Annotated in this window: 10 protein-coding genes; 2 read left to right on the top strand and 8 right to left on the bottom strand. The window is 68.4% G+C overall.

Going from position 1 to position 12,906, the window contains the following annotated elements; genetic code table 11:
- Positions 1 to 7: 7 nt before the first annotated feature.
- Positions 8 to 1,486, bottom strand: a complete 1,479-nt coding sequence (locus tag ACPYO6_RS01535) for an aldehyde dehydrogenase family protein (RefSeq protein WP_425713120.1) — start codon at positions 1,484 to 1,486, stop codon at positions 8 to 10.
- A 237-nt stretch (positions 1,487 to 1,723) separates the two neighbouring features.
- Positions 1,724 to 2,698 carry an NAD(P)-dependent oxidoreductase gene (locus ACPYO6_RS01530; RefSeq protein ID WP_425713119.1) on the bottom strand — a complete coding sequence of 325 codons (975 nt, stop codon included), beginning with the start codon at positions 2,696 to 2,698 and terminating at the stop codon, positions 1,724 to 1,726.
- Between the two features lie 183 nt (positions 2,699 to 2,881).
- On the opposite strand from ACPYO6_RS01530, the gene ACPYO6_RS01525 reads away from it, so the two are divergent.
- Positions 2,882 to 3,709 (top strand): alpha/beta hydrolase, encoded by an 828-nt coding sequence (locus tag ACPYO6_RS01525; protein ID WP_425713118.1) that lies wholly within the window; start codon positions 2,882 to 2,884, stop codon positions 3,707 to 3,709.
- A gap of 16 nt (positions 3,710 to 3,725) precedes the next feature.
- Positions 3,726 to 5,591, top strand: a complete 1,866-nt coding sequence (locus ACPYO6_RS01520; RefSeq protein WP_425713117.1) for an FAD-dependent monooxygenase — start codon at positions 3,726 to 3,728, stop codon at positions 5,589 to 5,591.
- Between the two features lie 115 nt (positions 5,592 to 5,706).
- Here ACPYO6_RS01520 and ACPYO6_RS01515 read toward each other — a convergent pair whose 3' ends face one another.
- From ACPYO6_RS01515 to ACPYO6_RS01490, 6 genes are all read right to left on the bottom strand, one after another.
- Positions 5,707 to 7,197, bottom strand: coding sequence for an NAD-dependent succinate-semialdehyde dehydrogenase (locus ACPYO6_RS01515; RefSeq protein ID WP_425713116.1), 1,491 nt, complete (start codon positions 7,195 to 7,197; stop codon positions 5,707 to 5,709).
- Positions 7,198 to 7,491: 294 nt separating this feature from the next.
- On the bottom strand, positions 7,492 to 8,586 hold the full coding sequence (dctP, locus tag ACPYO6_RS01510; RefSeq protein WP_425713115.1) for a TRAP transporter substrate-binding protein DctP: 1,095 nt from the start codon (positions 8,584 to 8,586) through the stop codon (positions 7,492 to 7,494).
- 110 nt (positions 8,587 to 8,696) lie between these two features.
- Complete coding sequence (locus ACPYO6_RS01505; RefSeq protein WP_425713114.1) at positions 8,697 to 9,389, bottom strand: YncE family protein; 693 nt, start codon at positions 9,387 to 9,389, stop codon at positions 8,697 to 8,699.
- A 392-nt stretch (positions 9,390 to 9,781) separates the two neighbouring features.
- Positions 9,782 to 10,720: an NAD(P)-dependent oxidoreductase gene (locus tag ACPYO6_RS01500; protein ID WP_425713113.1), complete on the bottom strand. Its 939-nt coding sequence runs from the start codon at positions 10,718 to 10,720 to the stop codon at positions 9,782 to 9,784.
- Positions 10,720 to 11,811 carry a mandelate racemase/muconate lactonizing enzyme family protein gene (locus ACPYO6_RS01495; protein ID WP_425713112.1) on the bottom strand — a complete coding sequence of 364 codons (1,092 nt, stop codon included), beginning with the start codon at positions 11,809 to 11,811 and terminating at the stop codon, positions 10,720 to 10,722. Before ACPYO6_RS01495 ends, ACPYO6_RS01500 begins: the two co-directional genes overlap by 1 nt.
- A 39-nt stretch (positions 11,812 to 11,850) precedes the next feature.
- Entirely contained in the window at positions 11,851 to 12,786 is a 936-nt protein-coding gene (locus tag ACPYO6_RS01490; protein WP_425713111.1) for a tripartite tricarboxylate transporter substrate binding protein, read from the bottom strand.
- Positions 12,787 to 12,906: the final 120 nt, after the last annotated feature.

Genomic DNA, 12,906 nt, shown 5'->3' with positions numbered 1-12,906 from the left:
GACCTGGTCAGTACGGGAACCGGCGCCGACCCCGGTTGACGGAGATCCACTTCATCTCGGTGAACTCGTCCAGGCTCCACTGGCCGTTGAGCCGGCCGAACCCGGACTGCTTCGAGCCGCCGAACGCAATGATCGGCTCGTCGTGGATCGAGGCGTCGTTGATGTGGATCATCCCGGTCTCGACGTTGCGGGCGATCCGCATGCCGCGCTCGATGTCGGTGGTGTGCACCGCGCCGGACAGGCCGAAGTCGGAGTCGTTGGCGATGCGCACGGCGTCCTCGTCGGCGTCGAACTCCTCGAGGACGACGACAGGGCCGAACATCTCCACGCGCGCCACCTCCATGTCGCGGGTGACGTCGGTCAGGACGGTCGGGTGGACGAGGGTGCCGTCGACCTCGCCCTTGACCAGCGGGCGGGCGCCGGCGTCGAGGGCGCGCTGCACGAGGCCCCCGAGGTTGGTGGCCTGACGCTCGTTGATGACGGGGCCGATGATCGTGTCCTGCGCACCCGGGTCTCCGACGGTGAGCGACTCGACCTTGGCGACGTACTTCTCCTCGAACGCCGGGCGGATGCCCTTCTGGACGAGCACCCGGTTCGCCGACATGCAGATCTGGCCCTGGTGGGTGAACCGGGAGAAGACGGCGGCGTCGACGGCGAGGTCGAGGTCGGCGTCGTCGAGCACGATGAACGCATTGTTGCCGCCGAGCTCGAGCAGCACCTTCTTGAGGTTGCGCCCGGCGACCTCGGCGACGTGCGCGCCCACCGCGTTGGAACCGGTGAAGACGATGGCGCGCGGGACGGGGTGCTCGACGAAGCCGTCGCCGATCGTGGAGATGTCGGTGACGACGACGTTGAGCACGCCGGCCGGCAGCCCGGCCTCCTCGAAGATCTTCGCCAGCAGGGTGCCACCGGTGACAAGAGTGTCCTCGTGCGGCTTGAGCACGACGGCGTTGCCGGCACCGAGTGCCGTGGCGACCGGTTTCATCGACAGGAAGAAGGGGAAGTTGAACGGGCTGATGACGCCGACGACGCCGAGGGGCTCGCGGAACAGGTAGTTCTCGCGGTCCGGAATCGGCGAGGGCATGATCTTGCCCTCCATGCGCAGCGGGAAGGTCGCAGCCTCCTTGAGGATGTCGGTGACCAGGCCGATCTCGAAGTTGGCCTTGAGCGCGGTGCCTCCGACCTCCTGGCGGATCATCGTCACGATCTCGTCGCGGTGGCTCTCCACGTACGTCACGGCGTTCTCGAAGATCGCGCGACGCTCGTACGCGTTCATCTCGCGCCAGCCACGTCGCGCCTCGTCCGCTGCCCGGTAGGCGGCGTCGAGATCGTCGAGCGAGGCGGCGGGGTAGCTCGCAAGGACCTCACCGCTGAAGGGGTCGGTGTTGAGCAGCTCCGTGCCGCTGCTGCCCTCACGCCACCGGCCGCCGATGAATTGAGCAGTGAGGTCAGTGATGGTCAGCGCAGGGGCGCCGATGATCGTCACGTGATGCTCCTTCGGATCGTCGTGGACACGCGTCGGTCCGCGGCGCCCGGCGCGAGTGACCGGGGTCGGTGGACGGTCGGTCATTGACCGTCGGCCGACGTCGTGCGACGTCGCGTGCGTTCTGTCACAAGGTAATGACTGGCACGCCGGCCGGACAGTCACCCGAACGGGTACCAGCGACGGATGCCCTACGACGACGGAGGGTCGGCAGCACGAGGCGGGCGCGGTCCTCGGCGCTCAGGACCGGGCCGGGGGCAGCGGGTACAGCGGCTCGCGACCCTCGAGCAGATCGACGACCTGCTCGACAGCGAGCTGGGACATCCGCGCGTAGCTCTCCTCGCTGTGGCCGACGTTGTGGCCGGTCGCGATGACGTCGGGCCGGCCCAGCAACGGGTGGTCGGGGGGCGGTGGCTCGGTCTCCCAGACATCGACGGCCGCCCCGGACAGGTGGCCGGCGTCGAGGGCGGCGGCGAGCGCGAGCTCGTCGACCACTCCCCCGCGGCCGATCGTCACCAGCGCCGACCCGGGACGCATGGCTGCCATCTCGTCCGCTCCGACGAGCCCGCGGGTGGTCTCGGTGAGAGGGACCTGGACGCTGATGACGTCGGAGGCGGCCAGCAGCTCAGGCATCGTCACCGGCTCGACGCCCGGGGTCCGACCGGCTGCCGAGCTCGTCGAGACCATTCGGCAGCCCCACGGGGCCAGCCGCTCCGCAACGCCGGAGCCGATGCGGCCCAGACCGATCAGCCCGATGGTCCGTCCACTGACCAGCCCACCGACGTGGGCCGGTGGGACCTGTGCGAGGAGCGCCGCCTCCTTGGCCTTGATCCGGTGCACGAGTGCGACGACGAGTCCGGCAGCGGCCTCCGCCATGCCGATGACGTTCTCGGGAAAGGCGCCGTGCGCAACCGGGATGCCGCGCTCGGCGAGGGCGGCCAGCGGTAGCTGGTCGGTGCCGATGACGGGGCTGACGACGGCACGCAGCCGGGGTGCTGCCGCGAGCTCGCCTGTTGTCAGCCCGCGTGCGGGCGGGAGGATGGCGCCGATCGCTCCGCTGAGTGTCTCCTCGTCCGCCGTACCGGTGGGAAGGGCTCGCCAGCCAAGGCCGGCCGACTCGAGAGCTCCGGTCACCGACGGGCTCCTGGCCAGGTGGCCGGCGAGCAGGACCCAGCCGTCGTCATCGGGTCGGGGGGCACTGCCGACGGCGCTCACATCGTCCTCCCTTGGGCACGTACACGTCACGCCAGAGACTAGGTACGAGCTCGACCGCGGGATATCGCCCCATCGGGTACACACGCGCGGACGGTCTTGTACCCCCGTGGGTGATACGCGTCTCAGGAACGCGCTCCTAATCTGGCGTTACCGCACCGACGCGGAGTCCCCAAGGAGGCGGGCATGACCGGTGACCGAGTACCGACCGAGGTAGTCGACGGGGTGGCGCTCTATCGCTCGGAACCCACCGTGGGCGAGGCTCGGGCGCCCGTCGTGTTCGTGCACGGCGGCTGCCACGGAGGCTGGCAGTGGGAGCAGACACAGACATGGTTCTCCTCGCAGGCAGGACGCACATCGGTCGCGTTGGACTGGTACTCGCACGGCTATTCGCGTCGGCTGTCCGACGAGGCATGGCTGGCACGCGGACTACCCGAGGTCGCCCATGAGGTCGGCGTGGCGGTCGACGCCTTCGAGCAACCACCGATCCTCGTCGGTCACAGCATGGGAGGCCTGGCGTCGCTCGCATACGCGGCATCGCACCCGGACCGGGTCCGAGCACTCGTACTGCTCACGCCGGTCGTACCCCGAAGCTGTGCCGGAGAACCCATCCCGCTCGAGATCGACGCTACGAGCCTCTGGGGACCGCCTCCCCCGGACGAGGCGCGGGAGCTGTTCTTCCGCGACGCACCAGCCGAGACGTGGGAGGAGATCTACGCTCGCCTCCAGCCGGAGTCACCCACGGCATGCTGGCAGGCCACCCGGTGGGAGGCCGACGTCGACGAGTCGCTGGTCTCGGTGCCGGTCCTCGTCCTGGCTGGTGAGCAGGACATGCTCACTCCCGCGGACACGGTGGTGGGGCTTGCTCGTCGGCTGGGTGCCGACCACCTCGTGCTGGAGGGGGCCGGCCACGGCCTCACATTCGATCCGAGGTGGCCGACGTGGTGCCGAACCATCGAGGACTGGCTGACCGGCACCCTGCCCACGACGACCGCGGCTTCCGCGGCTGATTGAGCGCGGAGGTATTCGCATGCAGTTCCACCACGACGGGTATGTCACGGGGGATCCCCGCATCCAGCCCGCCGCGGGGACCGGCGTCGACCGTCCCGAGAAGCTTCCGGACCGCGTCGACGTCCTCGTGGTCGGGGCCGGGCCTGCTGGTGCCGTCGTGGCCGCGCAGCTGTCGCAGTTCCCCACGATCACCACGAGGATCATCGACCAGCGGTCGGACCGGTTGGCTGTCGGCCACGCCGACGGCCTGCAGGCGCGCTCCTTCGAGATCTTCCACGCGTTCGGTTTCGCGGACCGGCTGGCCTCCGAGGCGCACCATGTCACCGAGCTGGCCTTCTGGAACCCCGACCCGGCCGACGCAGGTCGCATCGTGCGGGGGCGGGTCGCGATCGACGACGAATACGGCCTGAGCGAGTTCCCGCATGCCACGGTCAACCAGGCGCGGGTCCTCGACTACTTCACCGAGCACATGGCCAACGCCCCGACCCGCATGCAGGTCGACCGTGGCCACACCCTCGTCTCCCTCCGTGTCACCGAGGATCACGAGTACCCGGTCGAGGTCGGACTCGAGCATCCGGAGCGGGGGCACCGCATCGTCCGTGCCTGCTACCTCGTCGGTGCCGACGGTGCCCACAGCGCCGTGCGCAAGATGCTCGGCATCAGCTTCCCCGGCGACCGGTCGAACCACGCCTGGGGCGTGCTCGACCTGCTGGCCGACACCGACTTCCCCGACGTCCGCAAGCTGACGATGGTCAAGTCCGGCAGCGGCGCCAGCCTCATGGTGATCCCCCGGGAGGGCGGCCATCTGTTCCGCCTCTACGTCGACCTCGGCGAGGTGGCCGAGGGTGACAACCGCCGTGTGCGCAACACGCCGCTCGAGGTCGCCGTCGCCAAGGCGCAGGAGATCCTCCACCCCTACACGCTCGAGGTGAAGGATGTCGTGTGGTACAGCGTCTACGAGGTGGGCCACCGCCTCGCAGAACGTTTCGACGACGGCGCCGGGGGCCGCGAACCGCGCGTGTTCATCGCCGGCGACGCCTGCCACACCCACTCGGCCAAGGGCGGCCAGGGAATGAACGTCTCGATCCAGGACGGCTTCAACCTGGGATGGAAGCTCGGCCACGTCCTCGACGGGCGGGCGCCCGCGTCATTGCTCGCCACGTACGACACGGAGCGCCGGGCTGTCGCGAAGAACCTCATCGACTTCGACAAGGAGTGGGCGGCGCTGATGGCGCGCCGGTCGGCCGAACTCGCCGACCCTGCCGACATCGCCAGCTACTACATGGCCGCCGAGGAGTTCCGCACCGGTACGGCGACGCAGTACCGGAGCTCGGTCGCGATCGGCCCCGTACCCGGGTCCTCGGCCGCGCACGGTTACCTGGTGGGCAGACGGTTCACCTTCGCCACCGTTCAACGAGTCTCGAACGGGAACACCGTCCGGCTCGGTCGCAGTGCCACGGCCGATGGACGATGGCGCCTGTACGTGTTCGCCGACCGTCCCGGAGCAGGCACACGATCATCCGCTCTGACGCGGTTCGCCGCATGGCTCACCGAATCCTCCGCGTCCCCCTTCGCCATGGTTCCCGACGGCGCGACACCCCACGCGTGGTTCGATTGCCAGCTGGTGCTCCAGCAGGACCACCACGCCGTCGATCTGGCACAGGTCCCTCGCGTGTTCCTTCCCCGCGTCGGACCGTTCGGTCTCGTGGACCGCGACGGGGTCCACGCGGCACTGCCGGATCCGGACGTCTTCGACGAGAGGGGTATCGACCGGGACGGCGCGGTCGTCGTGGTACGTCCCGACCAGCATGTCGCACTCGTCAGCCCGCTGGACGACCCGGCCGCCGTGGGGCGCTTCTTCCGTGGGCTGCGCGTGGCGAGCTAGTCGCGCGACGAACCCGGACGAGAACGTTCACGAAGTCGTCGCCGCACTCCCCCTCGATCTGCGAGCCGCCGGCTCGGCCACACGGACACGCATCTCGTGGCACCGGTCGGACGGGTCAGCTCCAGTCGATGCTGAAGTACTGGACCTCCTGGTACTCCCGGATGCCCTCGTGGCCGCCCTCGCGGCCGAGGCCGGACTCCTTGACGCCGCCGAAGGGTGCGGCCGGGTCGGAGACGAGGCCGCGGTTGAGACCGACCATCCCGGTCTCGAACCGCTCTGCGATGCGCATCGCCCAGCCCAGGTCGCGCGAGAACAGGTAGGCCGAGAGTCCCAGCTCGGTGCCGTTGACCTCGGCCAGCATCTCCTCGTCGTCGGTCCAGGTGACGATGGGGGCGACCGGCCCGAAGATCTCGGTGCGCACGAGAGGGGAATCGGCAGGGACGTCCCGCACCACGGTGGGTGCGTAGAAGTAGCCCTGAAGGTCGTCGGCGAGCTCGGCACGATGCGTGACACGGGCACCGGCCTCGACCGCCGCGTCGACCAGCTCGACGACCCCATCGAGCGCCTTCGCGTTGATGAGCGGACCGATCTCGGTGGACTCCTGCTGCGCCGGACCCACGCGAAGTGCCGCGACCCGCTCCCCGAACTTCTCGGTGAACTCCTCCACGACGTCGGCGTGGACGTAGAGCCGGTTGGCGGCCGTGCACGCCTGACCTCCGTTGCGGAACTTGGCCAGCATCGCGCCCGCGACCGCCTGGTCGACGTCCGCATCTGCACCGACGACGAGCGGTGCGTTGCCACCGAGCTCCATCGACGAGCTGATGACCCGCTTCGCCGCCTGCGCGAGCAGGACCTTGCCCACGCCGGTCGAGCCGGTGAAGGAGAGCTTGGCGACGCGCTCGTCCTCGAGCCACGTCGTGACGACCGATGACGCCGACGACGTCGGGACGATCGCCAGGACCCCGTCGGGCAGTCCCGCCTCGGACAAGATCTGGCCAATGGCCAGGGCGGTCAGTGGGGTCTCCGACGCGGGCTTGAGCAGCACGGTGCAGCCGGCGCCGAGCGCCGGCGCGATCTTGCGGGTCGCCATCGCCGCCGGGAAGTTCCACGGCGTCACAAGAGCAGCCACACCGATCGGTCGGTGGGTGACGACCGTGCGCACACCACCGGCCGGGGCGACCGTGTACTCGCCGGCGCCCCGCACGGTCTCCTCGCCGTACCAGCGGAAGAACTCGGCCGCATAGGCGACCTCGGCCCGCGCATCCGTCATCGCCTTGCCGTTCTCCGCCGCGATGAGCTCGGCCAGCAGCTCACGCCGCTCCATCATCAGGTCGAAGGCCCGGCGAAGAACATCAGCCCGGGCACGCGGCGCCGTCGCGGCCCAGCCCGGCAGAGCGCCCGCCGCGGCATCGACCGCGCGCCGCGCGTCCGCCTCCCCGCCGTCGGAGATCCGGGTGATCTCGGCGGTGGTCGCCGGATCCACAACCGCGAAGGTGCTACCGCCGGAGGCCGCGCTCCCGCGCCCGCCGACCCAGATCCCAGCAGCCGGCTCCAGCTGCTCGACGAACTCGGTCACGGATGCGGGAAGGGTGGGCTGCTGAGTCATCATCGTCTCCTTGTCGACCGGGCCACCGGCGTCACGGGGCGCCAGCTGGCACTGTGCGTCGTCACACGCGTGCGCCACCAGGCCCCGGACGGGTACACCGACGATTCCTTCAGCACACATGCGACTGACAGGTGCCGATCTCGGGCGCGGTGCCGGCGCGTCTCATCGTCGTCCTGCCGTGATGCAGGCGTCACTGCATGCCCCGGTGTCGGTTACGCCCTTCGCCGATTCCACGCCGGTTCGCGAAGGCGTGCGCAGGACGTCGGAGCACGTCCACGGAGTTGAGCTCGACGACTACGAGGCGTCCCCCGTGTGTTCCTCGATCAGCTCACGCGTACGGTCCAGGACAGCCTGGGCGTCGAAGTCGGCGTCACTGTGGGCCTCGACCCACTCGTCGCCGAGCGAGCTCATGATCGCATCCCACTCCGCACGCTCAGCGTCGCTGAGCTCCGTGATCTGCAGGCTGTGCTCGGTCTGGGTCCACTCGACCGACTCGGCCACATTGACCTCGTCGTGGTATGAGCTGGCGAAGATCGACATCTCTTCGACCAACGTGTCGATCTCGGACTGCACGTCCTCGGGAAGCGCCTCGTACTCCTCCTCGCTCATGAGGGCGACAAAGGTTCCACCGATACCCAGGGGATAGTCGACCATGTAGTTCAGGAACTCTCCCAGGCTGAGGTCCTTGAGGACGTCACGCGAGGAGAGCGATCCACCGACGAGATTCGTCTGCAAGGCCTGTGCCAGTTCCGGCGCGGGCAGACTGACAGGCGTGATGCCCAGCTCCTCCGCCATGCGGATGAACGGCCCGGGCGTCCGCATCTCGAGCTGCGCGAGGTCGTCCAGCCCGGTGACCTCGGTGGTGGTGAGCACGTACGCGGGTTCCGTGGTGAACGCCGTCACAAGGTGGTAGCCGTCGAACTCGGTGGGTTCGAACTCCTCGATCAGGTCAAGGAAGATGGCGCTGGCGACCTGCGAGTTGGGGATGCCCAGCGGCAGGTTCATCACCGAGCTGAACGGGAAGCGGGCCGCGTCGTTGTGAGGGCTGTCCATACCGACGTCGACGACGCCTTCGGTGATGCCGTCATAGATGTCGCCCGTGCCGAGCAATGTGCCACCGGGGAACGTCTCGACCGTCACCATCCCGTCTGTGCGTTCCTCCATGAGAGATGCCCACTCGTTCATCTGCACTCCGGGGAAGGAGGGCTCGGGGCCGTAGAAGGCATAGCGCAGGGTGACCTGCTCGGTCGCTTCACCTCCCGATCCGTTGTCTCCGTCGTCGGAGCTGGAGCCGGTGCAGGCGGCGAGGAGAAGTGCGGTGGCGCTCGCGCATGCCAGCATCGTGGCTGCCTCGCGCTTTCGCGTGCTACCGGTCAGTCGGAACTTCATGGGTCTGCCTCCGGGTACGTCGCAACACTGCGACTGCTTTGGGTGGGGGGTGATGGTCAGCGACGTCACCAGGTCCGTGACGGCGTCTCTCGCCGCTTGGTGTGGGACGGTCAGATCAGCGCGGTGACGTCGGGCTCCGGGCCGGTTGAGATGGTCCGGACCGTCGTGAACGACTCGAGGTCGACCATCGCGACCTGGTTCGAGTCGAGCAGCGTCACGAACGCGATCGGCTTCGAGTGATGGAACGAGATTCCCGCCGGAACGGCGTCGAACTGCAGGGACTGCACCTCACGTAGATCGGCGCCGTAACGGGTGACGGTGCGGTTCTCGATATCGGTGGTCAGAAGGGTCTCCTCGCCGGGGACGACGTAGACCCGGAGGGGGTCGCCCTGCACGGCTACTCGCTTCTCCTGCCGCAGCGTCGCGGCGTCGAGCTGCACGATCTCCCTGGCGCCGCGGACCCCCACGAAGAGGCTCGTCTCGTCGTCGCTCAGGGCACAGCTCTCCGGAAGCGGCCCCACCGCCGCGACGACCGGGGGCCTCGACGCGTCGTGGGGGTCGACCGCGCTCACGGTGCCGGAGAGGAGCCCCGTGACATAGGCCCGGCTGCCCGAGCGGTTGGTCACCACCATGTGGGCCTTGATCGCGCCCGTCGCAACCGCGCCCGAGGGTGCCGAGGCATGCGCGGCGTCATCGATGCGGAGAAGGACCCCCTTCTCCTCACTGAGGACGTAGAGGCGGTCCTGGTCGTCGATGGCAATCCCGTGCAGTCGGTTGAACGGGCTCAGCTCGATGGTGCGCACGAGCTTTCGCCTCGCGAGGTCGACGACGAAGACGCTCGTTCCGCCAGGCCCGACGTTGCCGGACATGCGGACGCCGTAATGGGCGAGGTAGGCATTCTGCCGGGCGCTGTCGAGCACCATCTCGTGGGGGTACGGGCCGAGTTCGACGCGCTCGAGAAGCGAACCGTCGGAGACGTCGTGGAACGCGATCGCGCGGCCGCTCTTCTCCACGACGGCCAGAGTCTGCACCGCTGCCACGCCCCGGTCAGGATCGGCGGGGGGCGCCGGCTCGACGGCAGCGCCGCTCCCGGGATACTCGCTTGTCGTCATGCGGATCGCCTTTCGTCGGGACGAGGAACGGAGCCTTCTGTCGACACGGGACTGCCACGAGGTTCGAGATGGAACGGATCCGTCTAGCCGACGGGGTAGACGGCCTCGCGACCGGCCAGCAGTCGCGTGACCTGCTCCACCGAGAGCCGGGCCAACCTGTCGTAGGCCTCGTTGCTGTGCCCTGCGTTGTGCAATGTGGCGATCACGTCCGTCCGGCCCAGCAGGGGATGGTCCGGAGGTGGGGGTTCGTCCGCCCAGACATCGATGGCGGCGCCGGCCACATGGCCGCGGTCGAGTGCCTCGGCGAGTGCGACCTCGTCAACCACGCCTCCGCGGCCGATGTTGACGACGAACGCGCCCGGCTTGACCGTCTGGAACGCCGCGGTGTCGAGCAACGCGCGGCTGTCGTCGGTCAGCGGGACCTGGATGCTGATGACGTCGGAGACCCGGAGCAGCTCCGCGAGCGGGAGCACCTCGACACCGTGGACCTCGTCCACCTGGGGGTCTGAGCCGACGAGCCGGCAGCCGAAGGCCGTCAGGCGCTCGGCAACAGCACGCCCGATCCGGCCCAGTCCGACGAGCCCGATTGTCCGGGTGCTGAGGAGTCCACCGACATCGGTGAGACGCGCCTCGCGGTTCAGCAAGTTCGCCTCCTTCACCTTGAGGTGATGGACGATCGACAGCATGAGCCCCACCGCGGCCTCCGCCATCCCCACGTAGTTCTCCGGCGCCGCTCCGTGCGCCACCGGGACGCCCCTGTGCGCCAGCGCCTTGAGCGGCAGGTGGTTGGTCCCGATGACCGGGCTGACCACGGCGCGCAGCTCGCGTGCCCGTCCCACCTCGTCCTCGGACAGGATCCGCTCAGGTGGGACGACGAGCGCGACTGCCCGTTCGAGAAGCTGGTCGGCTCGCGCGCCCGGCTCCTCGAGCAGGGCCCATTCGAGTCCCGCCTCGTCGAGGGCGCTCTCGACGAGCGAACGACGGAACTGCTCCCTGCCGACCAGCACCAGACCGCCGGACATTAGTCCCACTGCCCAGCGACGAGGAACTGCTCGATGGCGTCGGGCAGCAGGTCGAAACCGTGGCCAACGGTGTCGGGGACACGTGCGTGCCCGTTCTCGAACTTCAACGTGTTGACGAGCCACTCGTCGGCCCAGGGGAACTGCTCGAGATAGGCAGCGTTCGGGTAGGCAGCCATGAGGTGGATATGAATCTCGGGCAGGAAGTGCGGGGCAAGTGCGGCACCCTCGGACAGCGCGACGTTGGCAATCTGGAAGAACTCCGTCGGGCCGGCGAGCTGTCCGACATCCGGTTGCAGGAGATGGGCTGCGCCGCGACGGGCGTACTCCTGGAACTCCCCGGCGCTCTGGAGGTGCTCTCCGACTGCAATGGGCACGTCGATAGCCCTGGCAAGTGCTGAGTGACCGGCGACGTCGCGCGCATCCATCGGCTCCTCGAACCAGTAGACGCCGAGGTCAGCAAGCCTGCGCCCGAGCGAGATCGCCTCGGGCAGAAGCAGGCGCTGGTTCGCATCGCACATGATGCGCAGCGACTCACCGAACTCGGAACGCAGTGCCTTGATTCGGCTGATGTCGTTCTCCGGGTCGATACCCACGCGGAGCTTGACCGCCGTCAGACTCATCTCCAGCTGCTTGTGGACGTTCTCGATGACCTTTTCCATCGGAAGCGTCGGAGCGAACTGGCCGCTCGAGTATGCGGGAACCGATGTCACGACCTTGCCGGCATGGTCTGCCAGCGAGATTCCACGCTCCACCGCGGCAAGGTCCCACAAGGCCATGTCCACGGCACCGATCGCGATCGACGCAAGTCCGCGCCGGACGCGGTCGAGCCTGAGCATGCTCTTGCGCCAGATGTCGGCCACGTCGTAGCTCCTGCGGCCGATGACAGCGGGAAGGAGCACCGAATCGATGACCGACTTGATGGCGGGGGCACCGTCCCACTCGACGGTGAAACCGAAACCGCGGCCGATGTGACCGTCCTCGGTCTTCAGCGTGACACCCGCCATGTTGTGGTCCTTCTCATCACCGACGCGGTGGTCGCCCGGCAGGGGGATCCGCAGGATCCAGCTGTGGGCCTCGACGATCCTGGACATCAGCACTCCTTGTTAACTGGCTCGTGAATCAGGTGGCGACTACTCGCCCAGGACGCCCTGCAGGAGTTCCTCCTGCTCGGCGAGGTAGTTCTCAAGCTCCTCACCCGTGAGGAACTGTGGCTGAAGCAGGGAGGACTCGATGTAGGTGTCGTAAGCCTCGGTCTCGGTGTAGGCCTCGACCATGTCTTCCCAGTAGGTCCGCTGCTCGTCGGTGATTCCGGGAGGCGCGAGCACACCTCTCAGCTGGCTGACCGCGACGTCGTATCCCTGCTCGGCGGCGGTCGGAATGTCGCCCAGGTCGGAGTCCTCCGGGTAGCGTTCGTCCGCAAACACGGCTATGGCGACAAGGTCGCCGCTCTCCAGCTGGCCCGCTACCTCGTTGGGGTTGACGATCGCCATCTCGATGTTGCCTGCCAGAATCGCGGTGACGATCTCGGCGCCCGACTGGAAGACCACGCGGTCGAACTCGGAGCCGGTCTCGTTGATGAGGACGTCGAGCGTGACGGAGTCCGGTCCGTCCTGACCGGCAACTCCCGCCCGGACGTTTGCCGCGTCCTCGACGACAGCCTCAAGCGAGTCCCACTCGGAGTCCGCCCGCACCACGGCGATGGACACGTCCGTACCGACCATGGCGATCGGGGTGAAGCTCTCCCACGTGTAGCTGACGTCCGTCGTGATCGGCAGTGACAGGGTCGAGATCGTCGCGGTCAGGAGAAAGTGCGGGTCTCCCTCCTGCTGCTGCACATAGGAGGATCCGGTCGCGCTCGAGCCACCCGGACGGTTCTCCACCACGACGGTGACCGAGTCGTCCGTCTGTGCGAACGAGTCGGCCATCGCCCGCGCGAACAAGTCCTGTCCACCGCCGGCGTTGGCCGGCACGACGTAGTTCACGTCCCGCTCCGGCGACCACGCGCCATCCCCGCCCCCCTCGCCGCCGCCGTTGTCGTCACTGCTGGAACAGGCGGCCAGGATCAACGTCGATCCGGCCAGTGCGGCGAGTGCCCGCGTCCTGCGAGTTCGGTGTGTCATGTTCTTCTCCCTACGGTCAACGTGGACGCCGAGTTCGTGCTCAAATCTGTGGACTGATGTCGTGGG

Origin of the sequence: Georgenia sp. Z1344 (assembly GCF_049856295.1) — a bacterium.
Classification (GTDB): Bacteria; Actinomycetota; Actinomycetes; order Actinomycetales; family Actinomycetaceae; genus JB111.
The sequence above is the reverse complement of the archived record's forward strand: the minus strand, read 5'-3'. Positions and strand labels throughout refer to the sequence as shown.

Coding starts and splice junctions, on each gene's coding strand:
- ACPYO6_RS01525 (WP_425713118.1), top strand. CDS start 2,882: ATGACCGGTGACCGAGTACCGACCGAGGTAGTCGACGGGGTGGCGCTC.
- ACPYO6_RS01520 (WP_425713117.1), top strand. CDS start 3,726: ATGCAGTTCCACCACGACGGGTATGTCACGGGGGATCCCCGCATCCAG.
- ACPYO6_RS01515 (WP_425713116.1), bottom strand. CDS start 7,197: ATGACTCAGCAGCCCACCCTTCCCGCATCCGTGACCGAGTTCGTCGAG.
- dctP (WP_425713115.1), bottom strand. CDS start 8,586: ATGAAGTTCCGACTGACCGGTAGCACGCGAAAGCGCGAGGCAGCCACG.
- ACPYO6_RS01500 (WP_425713113.1), bottom strand. CDS start 10,720: ATGTCCGGCGGTCTGGTGCTGGTCGGCAGGGAGCAGTTCCGTCGTTCG.
- ACPYO6_RS01495 (WP_425713112.1), bottom strand. CDS start 11,811: ATGTCCAGGATCGTCGAGGCCCACAGCTGGATCCTGCGGATCCCCCTG.